Consider the following 14,024-nt stretch of genomic DNA (forward strand, 5'->3'; position numbering starts at 1 on the left):
TAGATGGGTACAACGCGTTATGCAGGGGTGCTGGGAGGCAGCGTCCATAATCAGTGGCACGCCAATGCGGAGCTGGTGGACATGGCGCCGCCCGTGCCGGCGCCGGTGCGCGCACGCATCGAGGCGGCGCCGCAATCGGTGATCGTCAACCTGCGCCAGACGGCCATCATCGTGGTCGACATGCAGAACGATTTCTGCACCAGGGATGGCTGGGTGCACCAGATTGGTGGCGATCCCACGCCCAATCGTGCACCGATTGCACCATTGCAGGGATTGCTGCCCGCGCTGCGCGCTGCCGGCGTGCCGGTGATCTGGCTGAACTGGGGCAACCGCCCGGACCTGGCCAATATGCCGCCCAACCAGATCCATTTGTACAAGCCCAAGGGCGAGGGCATAGGCCTGGGCGACCCGCTGGCCGGCAGCGGCGCGCCGGTGCTGCAAAAGGATTCCTGGGCCGCCGCCGTGGTCGACGAACTGGCGCAGGAGCCGGGCGACATCCATGTCGACAAATACCGCATCAGCGGATTCTGGGATACGCCGCTGGACAGCATCCTGCGCAACCTGTCGGTAAAGACCATTTTGTTCGCCGGCGTGAACATCGACCAGTGCGTGCTGCATACCCTCACCGACGCCAACTTCCTCGGCTACGGCTGCGTGATGCTGGAGGACTGCTGCGCCACCACCTCGCCGGCCTTCTGCGCCGAGGCGGCGCTGTGGAATGTGAAGAAATGCTTCGGCTTCGTCAGCGATTCGGCCAGCATGCTGCGCGCGCTGGCAGGGGCGCAGGCGTGATGCATGAACGCGTCGATGGGGGCGCCTTCGTGCCGGGAGCGTGGTGCGAGGCGGCGCCGCTGGGCAGTGGACCGCTGGATGGATTGCGCATCGCGGTCAAGGACTTGATCGACGTGGCGGGCCATGTGACCGGCGGCGGCAATCCCGATTGGGCCGCCGCCCAGCGGCCCGCCGCGCGCCATGCCGCCGCCGTCCAGCGGCTACTGCGCGCCGGCGCCACGGTGGCGGGCAAGACCATCACCGATGAACTGGCGTTCAGCCTGGAGGGCGAGAACTGGCATTACGGCACGCCGCGCAATCCGCGCTGTCCGGACAGTCTCCCTGGCGGCTCATCCAGCGGCTCGGCCGTGGCGGTGGCGGCAGGCCATGTGGACGCCGCGCTGGGCACGGACACGGGCGGCTCGGTGCGCGTGCCTGCGGCCTTCTGCGGCCTGCCCGCCATGCGGCCCACCCACGGCCGCATCCCGCTGGATGGCGTGTTGCCATTCGCGCCGGGCTACGACACGGTGGGCTGGTTCGCACGCGATACCCGGATATTGGAGCGCGTGGGCCTGGCGCTGCTGGGCGGCCGCGCGCGGGAGTCCCACGCGTCCGTATCTTTGGCGCGGCACGCCGGACGGCCGGCCACGGCGCCGCACCCGGATGTGCCGGCGCCGTGGCTACCGGTCCGGCTGCTGCTGGTGCAGGATGTATTTGCGCTGACCGAACCGGCGCTGGCCAGCGCCATGCGCACGGTCGCCGCTGCACTGGCGCCGCAAGGTGAAGTTGCCGTGTTCGGCGGCCGCCACGCCGACTGGCTGCGCTGCTACCAGGTGCTGCAGGGCGCGCAGATCCGCGTCTCACTGGGGCGCCAGCTGGAGCGGCACCGTCCGCGCTTCGGTCCCGCCATTGCCGAGCGCTTTGCCGGACTGGCCGCCATCAGCGAGGCCGAGGCGCTGGAGCAGTTCGCGGTACGTGAGCAGATGCGCCAGCGCCTGTACGCCCTGCTGCAGCCGGGCGTGGTGCTGGTGCTGCCGACCACGCCCAGTACGGCGCTGCCGAAAAACGCGGACGGCGCGGCGCGCGGCGCCTTCTACGCGGCCGCATTGGCCATCAACGCCATCGCGGGACACGCCGGCTTGCCGCAGCTGGTCCTGCCGGCGGGCGAGGTGGGCGGCAAGCCCGCCAGCCTGTCCTTCATCGCCGCGCGCGGCGCGGACGAATTGCTGCTGCATCACGCGCACGCCTGGACGGCGCGTATCGCGGCGGCCAGTAATCTGGAGACAGCAGCATGATGCAAGCAATGCGCGGCGCGGACCGCGATCACGATTTACCCCGCGATTTCCCCATCAACGATACGGTGGGCGCCTGGGTGCCGCATGGCCGTTTCGTCCAGCGCGGCGCCGGGACAGGTCCGCTGGCGGGACTGGCCTTTGCCGCCAAGGATGTCTTCGACGTGGCCGGCCACGTCACCGGCGCCGGCAATCCCTGCTGGCTGGCGACGCACGAGGCCGCGGCCGCGACCGCGCCACTGGTGCAGCGCCTGCTCGACGCCGGCGCCACGTTGGTAGGCAAGACCCTGACCGACGAACTGGCCTACAGCGTCCACGGCGACAATATGCATTACGGCACACCGCTCAACGTGCGTGCGCCGGGCCGGGTGCCGGGCGGCTCGTCGAGCGGCTCGGCGGCGGCGGTGGCGGCCGGCCTGTGCGACTTTGCGCTGGCCACCGACACCGGCGGCTCGACCCGCGTCCCGGCCAGCTATTGCGGCCTGTGGGGCCTGCGCACCACGCATGGCCTGCTGCCGCGCGCCGGCATGGTGCCGCTGCACCCCGGCTTCGACACACCCACCTGGCTGGCCGACGACGCCGGCGTCTTCCAGCGCGTGGGCCAGGTCCTGCTGCCGGCGTGGCACGGCCCGCGCCTGGGCCGCGTGCTGATGCTGGACGACCTGCTGGCCCAGGCCGATCCTGCCTTCCATGCCGCCGCCGAGCGCGTGTACGCCAAGCTGGCGGAGGGTATGAGCGTACGCCGCACGCAGGTCACGGGCGCGAGCGCCGGTGGTGGCAGCGAACATGCGGGCGCGATACTGGAATCCTGGCGCAAGGCCTACGTCACCGCCTCCGCCCGCGAGGGCTGGCTGGCCCATGGCGAGTGGATCACCGCCACGCAGCCGCGCTTTGGCGCCGCCATCGCGGGACGCTGGGACATGGCGCGCGCCACCAGTGAAACCGACGCCATCGAGGCCCGCGCCCTGCAGGCCGAAGTGCGCGCCGCCGTGCGCGAACTGCTGGGCGAGGACGGGATCGCCGTGCTGCCCTCGGCCGCCAGCATCGCCCCGCGCCTGGACGCCAGCGAGGCCGAGATCGACCGCATCCGCGCCCGCACCTTCCGCATCACCTGCGTGGCCGGACTGGCCGGCCTGCCGCAGGTGAGCATCCCGCTGCGCTCACCCGAGGGCCTGCCGATAGGCATATCTCTGCTGGGCCCCGCCGGCAGCGACCTGGCCCTGATCGCAGTGGCCGCCAAGTTGGCAGCCGAGTTGGCCGCACCGCTTTAAACGAGAATGGAAACCACCATGGTATACCCGATCAACCTGCCCGAGGTGCTGGCCGAAGTCAGCGCCGAATTCGCCCGCTACGAACGCGCCCTGACCGGCAACGACGTGGCCGAACTGGACGCCCTGTTCTGGGACAGTCCGCACACCCTGCGCTACGGCGCGGCCGAAAACCTGCATGGCTACGACGCCATCCGCGCCTACCGCGCATCGCGCCCCGCGGCGGGACTGGAGCGCACCCTGCGCAACACCGTCATCACCACCTATGGCCGCGACTACGCCACCGCCAACACGGAATTCACGCGCGAGGGCAGCACACGCATAGGCCGCCAGAGCCACACCTGGCTGCGCCTGCCGCAGGGCTGGCGCATCGTGGCGGCCCACGTCTCCCTGATGGATGAACCGGGAGGCGGCCATGCAGCGTAGCCTCACCTGCGTGGGCGGCATGGTCACCGCCCCGCACCACCTGGCCGCGCAGGCCGGCGCGAGCGTGCTGCGCGAGGGCGGAAACGCCATCGAAGCCATGGTGGCGGCGGCTGCCGCCATCGCCGTGGTCTACCCGCACATGAACGGCATAGGCGGCGACGGCTTCTGGCTGATCAGCGAACCGGGCAAGCCGGTGCAAGCCATCCGTGCCTGCGGCCAGGCGGCCACCCTGGCGACCCCGGAGTTCTACGCCACGCACGGCGACAGCGCCATTCCGACGCGCGGGCCGCGCGCCGCGCTCACGGTGGCGGGCGCCATCGGCGGCTGGGATGAAGCGCTGCGCCACGCGCGCGCCGCCGGCGGCAGGATGCCCTTGCCTCGCCTGCTGGAAGACGCCATCCGCCACGCGCAGCAGGGCGTGCCGGTGACGCAGTCGCAGGTGGAGCTGACCGCCGCCAAATGGGCGGAACTGGGCGCGCAGCCCGGCTTTGCCGACACCTATGCCGCGCAAGGCTTGCCGGTGCTGGGCTCCGTGCTGCGCCAGCCGGTGCTGGCCGCCACGCTGCGCCAGCTGGCCGAGGCGGGCCTGGATGATTTCTATCGCGGCGGCCTGGCGCGCACGCTGGCGCAGGGCCTGCTGGACTGCGGCAGCCCGCTGCGCCTGCAAGATCTCGAACAGTACCGCGCCCTCACCACCGCGCCGCTGGCGATGGAGACTGGCGCGGGACGCCTGTACAACCACGCCCCGCCCACCCAGGGCGTATCCTCGCTGATGATATTGGGGATCTTCGAGCGCCTCCAGGTGCAGGAGGCGGACAGCTACGCCCACGTGCACGGGCTGGTGGAAGCCACCAAGCGCGCCTTCATCCAGCGCAACGCCCATGTCGGCGATCCGGGCCGCATGAAGGTGGATCCGGGCGCCTGGCTGCATGCCGATGCGCTGGCGCGCGAAGCGGCCGCAATCGACCCGCACCGCGCCGCACCCTGGCCGCACCCGGCCAAGCCGGGCGACACCATCTGGATGGGCGCCGCCGACCGCGACGGCCGCGTGGTCAGCTACATCCAGAGCATCTTCTGGGAGTTCGGCAGCGGCGTGGTGGTGCCGGATACGGGCGTGGTATGGCAGAACCGGGGCGCCAGCTTTACCCTGGGCGAAGGCCCCAACCAGCTGGGGCCGGGCCGGCTGCCGTTCCATACCTTGAATCCCGCGCTGGCGCGCCTCAAGGATGGCCGCACCCTGGCCTACGGCACCATGGGCGGGGAGGGGCAGCCGCAAACCCAGGCCGCCATCTACACGCGCCATGTGCTGTTCGGCCAGGACATGCAGGCCGCCATCAATGCGCCGCGCTGGCTGCTGGGCCGCACCTGGGGCGCCGACTCGACCAATTTGAAGCTGGAGGGGCGCTGGCCGCCGGAACTGGTACGGCAGCTGGAGCGCGCCGGCCACGAGGTGGAACTGGTGGCCGATTACAGCGACATGATGGGCCACGCCGGCGCGGTGGCCGTGCATGGCAACGGGATGATGGAGGCCGCCACCGATCCGCGCGCGGACGGCGCCTGCGCGGCGGCCTGACACCCTCAGTGCTTGGCTTCGCTGGGGTGCAGCAGTACCTCGGCCGGCGCATCGCTGGTGAACAGCTGGGCGCAATCGACCTTGTCGTACTCGTAGTGCTGGCCGCAGAAGTCGCAGTTCACGCCCACGTGGCCCTGCTCGGCCAGCACCGATTCCACCTCCGCCTGGCCCAGCATCTTGAGCATGTTGCCGACCTTCTCGCGGGTGCAGGTGCAGTGGAATTCCGGATGCAGCGGATCGAACACGCGGATGGTCTCTTCCCAGAAAAGGCGCTGCATCAGCACGTCGATGGTGGTCTCCAGCAGCTCCTGCTCCTTGAGCGTCGTGCCCAGCATGACGGCGCGGTTCCAGGTTTCCAGCGCCTCGTCCTCGGACACCTGCGTGGCGTCGGCCTTGCCGCCGTGGTAGGGCAGCTTTTGCAGCAACAGGCCGCGCGCCACGCTGCTGTCGGCGGCCAGCCACAGCTTGGTGTCCAGCTGCTCGGAGCGCAGCATGTAGTTCTCGATCACGGTGGCGACATCGTCGCCGTCCAGCGGCACCACGCCCTGGTAGGGCTGCTGGCCCGGCGCCTTGTCGTTCGGGTCCAGCGTGATGATGAAGCGGCCATTGCCGTTTTCATTGAGCAGCGCGGTCAGGCCGGCGTCGGTGGCGATGGCGGTGGCCGCGTTCAGCTTGGCGGTGGCGCGCAGGCGCAGCTCGGAATCGCATTCGACCACCAGCAGGCGCACCGGCCCGTCGCCGTGGATCTGCATGATGATGGAGCCGTCGAATTTCAGGTTGGCCGACAGCAGGGCGGCGGCCGACACCATCTGGCCCAGCAGGCGCTGCACGGCCGTGGGGTAGTCATGGCGTGCGACGATCTCGCGCCAGGTGGCCGACACGTCGACGAACTCGCCGCGTACGGCGGCGTTCTCGAACATGAATTTCTGCAGGGTGTCCTGGGCCGGGTTGGCGGGCAGGGTGGTGGTCATGGTTTATCCTATCTTCTTGAGTTGCGTCTTGTACATCCGGCCGCGCGCCGCGTAATGGTCGGCGTTGGCCTGCAGGCGGGCGGCGTCGTCCGGACCCAGCGTGCGGATGGCCTTGGCCGGCGCGCCCACGATCAGGGTATTGTCCGGGAATTCCTTGCCTTCCGTGACCAGGGCGCCGGCCCCCACCAGGCAGCCCTTGCCGATCTTGGCCCCATTCAGTATCACGGCCTGTATGCCGACCAGGGCGCCGTCGCCGATGGTGCAGCCGTGCAGCATGGCGGCGTGGCCTATGGTCACGTTCTTGCCCAGCGTGAGCGGGTAGCCCATGTCGGTGTGCATCACGGTGGCTTCCTGCACATTGCTGTTTTCGCCTATGGTGATGCGCTCGTTGTCGCCGCGCAGGATGGCGCCGAACCACACGCTGGCGTTGGCTTCCACGCTGACCTTGCCGATCAGGGTGGCGGTATCGGCCACATAGGCCGTCTCGGCGATGTCGGGGGCGTCGTCGCCCAGTTGGTATATGGTCATGGCAGGGCCTGTGTAGGGGGATGGCGCTATTGTACGCTGCGCGGTCCCACGGTTTGAGAACGGTCGTGCTATTATTTTGCCTTGCAGCCGGCGGTTTGCACATCGATCTCCCGATATGGCGCTGGCGTTCCCCATTTCAAGGCTGATGACCATGACACCGTCCCGTTCCGAATTCCTGTCCATCCGCGGCCTGCGCCTGCACCTGCGCCACTGGGGCCGCGAGGGCGCGCCCAAGCTGTTCATGATGCATGGCTGGATGGATGTCTCGGCCTCGTTCCAGTTCGTGGTCGACCACCTGAAGCAGGACTGGCACGTGATCGCGCTGGACTGGCGCGGCTTCGGCCTGTCGCAGCGCTCCGGCCAGGATACCTACTGGTTCCCAGACTACCTGGCCGACCTGGACGCCGTGCTGCGCCATTATTCGCCGGAGGAGCCGGTCAACCTGCTGGGCCACAGCATGGGCGGCAACATCGTCAGCATGTATGCGGGCGCGCGGCCGCAGCGCATCCGCAAGCTGATCAACCTGGAGGGGGCTGGCCTGAAGGCCAGCAAGCCGCACCACGCGCCGCGCCGCTACGCCGAGTGGCTGGACAACGTACAGGCCGGGGCCGAGATGCGCGCTTATCCCTCGCTGGAGGCCGTGGTGCAGCGTTTGCAAAAGACCAATCCGCGCCTGAGCGATGAGCGCGCCGCCTTCCTGGCCCGGCACTGGTCGGAGCAGAAGGCGGACGGCCGGTGGGAAATCCTGGGCGATCCGGTGCACAAGCAGCCCGGCCCCCTGCTGTACCACGCGGACGAGCACATGGCCTGCTGGAGCGCCGTCACGGCGCCGGTGCTGTGGGTGGAAGCCGAGCAGACCAATATGTGGGAATGGATGGGCGAGCGGGACGGCGTGCGCACGGAACTGGAACGCCGCCTGGCCCATTTCGCTGATCTCACCTGCAGGAAGCTGCCGGACGCCGGCCACATGCTGCACCACGACCAGCCGGAAATGCTGGCCGCGCTGATCGAGGAATTCCTCGCGTCCTGATCGCGCGCACCATGGCTGGCGGCTGAACGCGTACAATGGGCACTTCATCCTATCAAGGAAGCTGTTTCAAAATGAGCAGGGCTAGGCGCGGCGACGAAGGCAGTGCGCTTGCACGGCGGGGAGCCGCAACGACGCCATGGTCATTTTTAAACAGCTTCCCAAAGCCATGCTGAAAGTCGATCTTCATTGCCATTCCAACGTCTCCGACGGTGTCCTGGCCCCGGCCGCCGTGGCCGCGCACGCGCGCGCGGGCGGCGTCGATGCCTGGGCCCTGACCGACCACGATGAAGTGGGCGGCATCGCCGCCGCCCGCGCCGCCGCGCAGGAGCAGGGCATGCGCTTCGTCACCGGGGTGGAGATTTCCATCACCTGGGCCAGGGAGACGGTGCACATCGTCGGCCTGCAGATCGACGAGACCAATGCCGAGCTGGTGGCCGGCCTGGCCCGCACCCGCTCCGGCCGCGATAACCGGGGCCGCGAGATCGCGCGCCAGCTGGAGCAGGCCGGCATCCCTGGCGCCTATGAGGGCGCGCTGAAATTCGTCGGCAATCCGGACCTCATGTCGCGCACCCATTTCGCCCGCTTCCTGGTGGAGCAGGGCGTGTGCACCGACATCCCGGACGTGTTCCGCCGCTACCTGTGCGAGGGCAAGCCGGGCTATGTGCCGCATGCCTGGGCCACGCTGGAGGATTGCGTGCGCTGGATACGCGGCGCGGGCGGCATCGCCGTGATCGCCCATCCGGGCCGCTACCGCTTCAACCAGACCGCCCAGGGCGCGCTGTTCGACGAATTCAAGCAGCTGGGCGGCAGCGCCATCGAAGTGGTCACCGGCAGCCACACGCCGGAGCAGTATCCGGTCTATGCGCAGCTGGCCAACAGCTATGGCTTCCTGGCCTCGCGCGGCACCGATTTCCATGCGCCGGGCGAGGCACGGGTCGATTTCGCCAAGCTGCCGCCGCTGCCGGCCAACGTCAAGCCGGTCTGGCACGACTGGTTCTGACGGTAATTCCGTCACTGTTTTGCCGGCCATGGACGTATTGAAATAAGGCCGGTTTGGCCCTACCTTGTGATCATCTGTCCAATTATTTGTTCAATTATTTGTTCAATTGTGAGGCGCACCCGCGCCCGGAGACCCCATGAAACGCATCATCCTGTTCATTGCCACCAACCTCGCCGTGATGCTGGTGCTGTCCATCATCCTGTCGCTGCTGGGCATAGGCCGGCCGGGCGCGGGCGGCCAGCTGCAGCTGGGCCAGCTGATGGCGTTCTCGCTGGTGGTGGGCTTCACCGGCGCCATTTTCTCGCTATTGATCAGCAAGCCGATGGCCAAGTGGTCCACCGGCGCCCGCGTCATCACGCAGCCCGGTTCCTCCACCGAGATGTGGCTGGTGAATACCGTGGGCCGGCTGGCTGAACGGGCCGGCATCGCCATGCCGGAAGTGGCCGTGTACGATGGCGAACCGAACGCCTTCGCCACCGGCGCCTTCAAGAACTCGGCCCTGGTGGCGGTGTCCACGGGGCTCCTGGAAAGCATGAACCGCGACGAGGTGGAAGCCGTGCTGGCCCACGAGGTGGCCCACGTCGCCAATGGCGACATGGTCACCATGACCCTGATACAGGGCGTGGTCAACACCTTCGTGGTGTTCCTGGCGCGCGTGGTCGGCTTTTTCGTCGACAAGGTGCTGCTCAAGGGCGAGGACCGCCGTGGTCCCGGCATAGGCTATACCATCACCGTATTCGTGTGCGAGCTGGTGTTCGGCATCGCCGCCTCGCTGATCGTGGCCTGGTTCTCGCGCCAGCGCGAATTCCGCGCCGACGCCGGTTCCGCCAGGCTGCTGGGCAGCAGCGTCCCCATGCAGCACGCCCTGATGCGCCTGGGCGGCATGGAGCCGGGAGCGCTGCCGCAGTCGATCGCGGCGGCCGGCATCACCAATGGCGGCGGCTGGAGCGCGCTGTTCTCCACTCACCCGCCGTTCGAGCAGCGCATTGCCGCGCTGCGCAATGTGGTAGTGTGATTCATGAGCCAATTCTTCCAGATACATCCCGTCAATCCGCAGGGCCGCCTGATCAAGCAGGCGGCCCAGATCATCCATGGCGGCGGCATCGTGGCCCTGCCCACCGATTCCTGCTACGCGCTGGTATGCCACCTGGATGACAAGGCGGCCGTGGAACGCCTGCGCCGTATCCGCGGCATTGACGAGAAGCACCACCTGACCCTGCTGTGCCGCGACCTGAGCGAGCTGGGCGAGTATGCGCGCGTGGACAACCGCCAGTTCCGCCTGCTGAAGGCAGCCACGCCCGGCCCTTACACCTTCATCCTGGAGGCGACCAAGTGCGTGCCGCGCCGCCTGAGCCACCCATCGCGCAAGACCATAGGCCTGCGGGTGCCGGAAAATCCCATCGTGGAGGCGCTGCTGGCCGAGCTGCAGCAGCCGCTGCTGGGCACCACCCTGATACTGCCCGGCGACGAGGACACCCTGACCGACGCCGACACCATCCGCGAGCGGCTGGAAAAGCAGGTCGACCTGATCGTCGACGGCGGCGCCTGCAGTTTCGAACCGACCACCGTGATCGACCTGACCGGCCCCGACGCCGTGCTGGTGCGCCAGGGGCGGGGCGATGTCGCCGCCTTCGGCCTGTAGGAGTGCCTCCAGGTTACGTCCAGCGGGCGGCCCCGGCCGGGGCCGCCCGGCTTGTTCCCCGCCTCTGGTAAAATCCCCCCCATGAGTGAATTCGACATCGCCGTCCGTACCATCACGGTCTACCTGATCCCCGTCCTGTTTGCCATCTCGCTGCACGAAGCGGCGCATGGCTATGTGGCGCGTTATTTCGGCGATCCGACCGCCGCCAACGAAGGCCGCCTGAGCCTGAACCCGATCCGCCACATCGACCCCTTCGGCACCGTGCTGCTGCCGCTGCTGCTGCACTATATCGGCTTGCCGCCGTTCGGCTATGCGCGCCCGGTGCCGGTGGATTTCGGCCGCCTGCGCAACCCCAAGAAGCAGATGGCCTTCGTGGCCGCCGCCGGTCCGGGCGCCAACTTCGCCATGGGCCTGGCCTGGATGGTGTTCTGGGTGGTGCTGCTGGCGCTCGACGCGCCGGACTTCTTCGTGCAGATGGCCAAGGCCGGCGTCAGCGTCAATTCCGCCATGTGCGTGTTCAACCTGATTCCCATTCCGCCGCTGGACGGCGGGCGCATCGTCACCGGCCTGCTGCCCATGCCGTATGCGCGCCAGTTCGCGCAGATCGAGCGCTACGGCTTTTTCGTGTTCATCGGCCTGATCGTGCTGATGCAGCTGGGCGTGCTGAATGGCGCATTGCTGGCCGGCATGACGGCCGTGCAGCAGGTGTTCTACTTCTTGGTCACGCCCCTGATTTACCTACTCAATTAAAACCCCTATGTATCCCGATCGCGTTGTTTCCGGCATGCGCCCCACGGGCGCCATGCACCTGGGCCACTACCACGGTGCATTGACCAACTGGATCAAGATGCAGACCGAGCTACCCTGTCTGTTTTTCGTGGCTGACTGGCACGCCCTGACCACCCACTACGACGACCCGCGCGTGATCGAGCGCAGCACCTGGGACATGCTGGTGGACTGGCTGGCGGCCGGGGTCGATCCCTCCCAGGCCACGCTGTTCATCCAGTCGCGCGTGCCCGAGCACGCCGAGCTGCACTTGCTGCTGTCCATGGCCACCCCGCTGGGCTGGCTGGAGCGCGTGCCTACCTACAAGGACCAGATCGAGAATTTGGCCAACCGCGACCTGGCCACCTACGGCTTCCTCGGCTACCCGCTGCTGCAGGCGGCCGACGTGCTGATCTACCGCGCCAGCCAGGTGCCGGTGGGCGAGGACCAGGTGCCGCACATCGAAATGATGCGCGAGATCGCGCGCCGCTTCAATCACCTGTACGGCAAGGAAGCGGGCTTCGAGGACAAGGCCCTGGAGGCAGTGAAGAAACTGGGCAGCAAGCGCGCCAAGCTGTACCACGAGCTGCGCACCGAATACCAGCAGGAGGGCAAGGACGAAGCCCTGGCCCAGGCCAAGGCCATGCTGGACGACGCCCAGAGCCTGTCCATGGGCGACCGCGAGCGCCTGTTCGGCTACCTGGAGGGCAGCCGCAAGCTGATCCTGGTCGAACCGCAGGCGCGCCTGACGGCCGCTTCGCGCCTGCCCGGCCTGGATGGCCGCAAGATGTCCAAGAGCTATGGCAACGCCATCGCCCTGCGCGAGGAAAAGACCGTGCTGGAAAAGAAAATCCGCACCATGCCGACCGACCCGGCCCGGGTGCGCCGCAGCGACCCCGGCGACCCGGAGCGCTGCCCGGTATGGCAATTCCACCAGGTGTATACCGACCAGGATACGCGCGAGTGGGTGCAGAAGGGCTGCACCTCGGCCGGCATAGGCTGCATCGAGTGCAAGCAGCCGATGATAGCCGCCATCGTCAAGGAGCAGGAGCCCATGCACGAGCGCGCCCAACCCTACCTGGACGACCCCTCGCTGGTGCGCGCCATCGTGGCCGATGGCAACGACGTGGCCCGCAAGCTGGCCCAGGACACCATGCGCGACGTGCGCGAAGCGATGGGATTGGCCTACACATGAGTCACGACATCGACACTGTTTCACCCTGGGTGCGGCGCTGGGCGCCCCTGGTGCCGGGCGGCGAGGTGCTGGACCTGGCCTGCGGCAGCGGCCGCCATTCGCGCCACTTGGCCGCCCTGGGCCATGCCGTGGTGGCGGTGGACCGCGATCCGCAGGCGCTGGCCGCCGCGGCCGGGCCCGGCATCACCATCTCGGAAATCGACCTGGAGGCGCCGGGCGCGGCCTGGCCGTTCGGCCCGGCGCGCTTTGCCGGCATCGTCGTCACCAACTACCTGCACCGGCCGCTGACGGCGGGCATGGTGGAATCGCTGGCGCCGGGCGGCATGCTGATCTACGAAACCTTCGCGGACGGCAATGCGCAGTTTGGAAAGCCCTCCAATCCCGCCTTCCTGCTGCAGCCGGGCGAACTGCTGGAATGGGCGCGCCAGCACGGCTTGCGCGTGGTGGCGTTCGAGGAAGGCGTGCAGGCAGCGCCAAAAGCTGCCATGGTGCAACGTATCTGCGCCGTGAAGCCGGAATTCCCCCGCGAGGCCGCCATCTTGCCGCCTTTAGGGGCCGATTTCTAGCGCCGGAATGCACCACAGGCGCGGCCTATCGTCTACAATCGTTGTTTTAAAATCTTTGTAGTGGTTTCCTCTATGATCAAGGGCAGCATAGTAGCAATCGTCACCCCCATGCATGCGGACGGCAGTCTGGACTTCGAAGGTCTGAAGCAGCTGATCGACTGGCATATTGCCGAGGGTACGGATTCCATCGTCATCGCCGGCACCACTGGCGAATCGGCCACCGTCAGCGTCGAAGAGCACTGCGCGCTGATCAAGGCGACGGTCGAACATGCCAAGGGCCGCATCCCCATCATCGCCGGCGCCGGCGGCAATTCGACCGCCGAAGCCATCAAGCTGACCCGCTACGCCAAGGAAGCCGGGGCCGACGCCACCTTGCAGGTGGTGCCCTACTACAACCGCCCCACCCAGGAAGGCATGTACCAGCACTTCAAGGCCATTGCCGAAGCGGTGGACCTGCCGGTCATCCTGTACAACGTGCCCGGCCGTACCGTGGCGGACATGAGCAACGAAACCATTCTGCGCCTGGCCGCCATCCCCGGCATCGTCGGCGTGAAGGATGCCACCGGCAATATCGCCCGTGGCTACGACCTGCTGCGCCTGGCGCCCAAGTCCTTTGCCGTGTACTCCGGCGACGATCCGACCGCCATGGCCCTGATGCTGGCCGGTGGGGCCGGCAATATCTCGGTCACCGCCAACGTGGCGCCGCGCGCCATGCACGAACTGTGCAAGGCCGCCATGGCCGGCGAGGTGGCGCGCGCCACCGAGATTAACAACAAGGTGTTCCCGCTGCACCAGAAACTGTTCGTGGAACCCAATCCGGTGCCGGTCAAGTGGGCGCTGGCGGAAATGGGCAAAATGCCTGCCGGCATACGCCTGCCCCTGGTGCCCCTGGCGGCCGACTACCACGCAGCCGTGCGTGCCGCCCTCCACGAAGCCGGCGTGCTGGCCTGAGCTTCGTACACCAAGAGGACGTCCTCTAAGCCCCGGCCGCCCCTGG

At 68.0% G+C, this 14,024-nt stretch carries 15 protein-coding genes; 13 read left to right on the top strand and 2 right to left on the bottom strand.

The features are described from left to right. The first annotated feature begins 3 nt into the window (after positions 1-3). Genes ACLB1G_RS14950 through ACLB1G_RS14970 form a run of 5 tightly spaced genes read left to right on the top strand, consistent with a single transcriptional unit; the run spans position 4 to position 5,330 of the window. Entirely contained in the window at positions 4-792 is a 789-nt protein-coding gene (locus ACLB1G_RS14950) for a cysteine hydrolase family protein (RefSeq protein ID WP_491628015.1), read from the top strand. Beyond that, the gene (locus tag ACLB1G_RS14955) at positions 792-2,066 is read left to right on the top strand and encodes an amidase family protein (protein ID WP_491628016.1); all 1,275 of its coding nucleotides are present in this window, start codon (positions 792-794) and stop codon (positions 2,064-2,066) included. Before ACLB1G_RS14950 ends, ACLB1G_RS14955 begins: the two co-directional genes overlap by 1 nt. Continuing rightward, positions 2,063-3,334, top strand: a complete 1,272-nt coding sequence (locus ACLB1G_RS14960; protein WP_491628017.1) for an amidase — start codon at positions 2,063-2,065, stop codon at positions 3,332-3,334. The genes ACLB1G_RS14955 and ACLB1G_RS14960 overlap by 4 nt, the downstream gene beginning before the upstream one ends. 18 nt (positions 3,335-3,352) lie before the next feature. Beyond that, positions 3,353-3,757, top strand: coding sequence for an oxalurate catabolism protein HpxZ (hpxZ, locus tag ACLB1G_RS14965; protein ID WP_491628018.1), 405 nt, complete (start codon positions 3,353-3,355; stop codon positions 3,755-3,757). Then, positions 3,747-5,330: a gamma-glutamyltransferase family protein gene (locus ACLB1G_RS14970; protein WP_491628019.1), complete on the top strand. Its 1,584-nt coding sequence runs from the start codon at positions 3,747-3,749 to the stop codon at positions 5,328-5,330. The genes hpxZ and ACLB1G_RS14970 overlap by 11 nt, the downstream gene beginning before the upstream one ends. A 5-nt stretch (positions 5,331-5,335) precedes the next feature. Here the strand turns inward: ACLB1G_RS14970 and hslO are convergent, their stop codons facing one another. Both hslO and ACLB1G_RS14980 read right to left on the bottom strand, forming a co-directional pair. Next, complete coding sequence (gene hslO, locus ACLB1G_RS14975; RefSeq protein ID WP_491628020.1) at positions 5,336-6,301, bottom strand: Hsp33 family molecular chaperone HslO; 966 nt, start codon at positions 6,299-6,301, stop codon at positions 5,336-5,338. Between the two features lie 3 nt (positions 6,302-6,304). Beyond that, positions 6,305-6,829: a gamma carbonic anhydrase family protein gene (locus tag ACLB1G_RS14980; RefSeq protein WP_491628021.1), complete on the bottom strand. Its 525-nt coding sequence runs from the start codon at positions 6,827-6,829 to the stop codon at positions 6,305-6,307. A gap of 145 nt (positions 6,830-6,974) precedes the next feature. On the opposite strand from ACLB1G_RS14980, the gene ACLB1G_RS14985 reads away from it, so the two are divergent. The 8 genes from ACLB1G_RS14985 (at position 6,975) to dapA (ending at position 13,978) form a co-directional block, all read left to right on the top strand. Then, positions 6,975-7,859: an alpha/beta fold hydrolase gene (locus tag ACLB1G_RS14985; RefSeq protein WP_491628022.1), complete on the top strand. Its 885-nt coding sequence runs from the start codon at positions 6,975-6,977 to the stop codon at positions 7,857-7,859. A gap of 166 nt (positions 7,860-8,025) precedes the next feature. Continuing rightward, positions 8,026-8,859: a 3',5'-nucleoside bisphosphate phosphatase gene (locus ACLB1G_RS14990; RefSeq protein ID WP_491628023.1), complete on the top strand. Its 834-nt coding sequence runs from the start codon at positions 8,026-8,028 to the stop codon at positions 8,857-8,859. A 136-nt stretch (positions 8,860-8,995) separates the two neighbouring features. Continuing rightward, entirely contained in the window at positions 8,996-9,874 is an 879-nt protein-coding gene (gene htpX / locus ACLB1G_RS14995) for a protease HtpX (protein WP_491628024.1), read from the top strand. A gap of 3 nt (positions 9,875-9,877) precedes the next feature. Continuing rightward, complete coding sequence (locus tag ACLB1G_RS15000) at positions 9,878-10,501, top strand: L-threonylcarbamoyladenylate synthase (protein WP_491628025.1); 624 nt, start codon at positions 9,878-9,880, stop codon at positions 10,499-10,501. An 81-nt stretch (positions 10,502-10,582) separates the two neighbouring features. Continuing rightward, positions 10,583-11,251 (top strand): site-2 protease family protein, encoded by a 669-nt coding sequence (locus ACLB1G_RS15005; RefSeq protein WP_491628026.1) that lies wholly within the window; start codon positions 10,583-10,585, stop codon positions 11,249-11,251. A gap of 7 nt (positions 11,252-11,258) precedes the next feature. Then, complete coding sequence (locus tag ACLB1G_RS15010; RefSeq protein WP_491628027.1) at positions 11,259-12,461, top strand: tryptophan--tRNA ligase; 1,203 nt, start codon at positions 11,259-11,261, stop codon at positions 12,459-12,461. After that, positions 12,458-13,027: a class I SAM-dependent methyltransferase gene (locus ACLB1G_RS15015; protein ID WP_491628028.1), complete on the top strand. Its 570-nt coding sequence runs from the start codon at positions 12,458-12,460 to the stop codon at positions 13,025-13,027. The genes ACLB1G_RS15010 and ACLB1G_RS15015 overlap by 4 nt, the downstream gene beginning before the upstream one ends. A gap of 72 nt (positions 13,028-13,099) precedes the next feature. Next, positions 13,100-13,978 carry a 4-hydroxy-tetrahydrodipicolinate synthase gene (gene dapA / locus ACLB1G_RS15020; protein ID WP_491628224.1) on the top strand — a complete coding sequence of 293 codons (879 nt, stop codon included), beginning with the start codon at positions 13,100-13,102 and terminating at the stop codon, positions 13,976-13,978. Positions 13,979-14,024 lie beyond the last annotated feature (46 nt).

This window comes from Duganella kummerowiae (assembly GCF_053572355.1).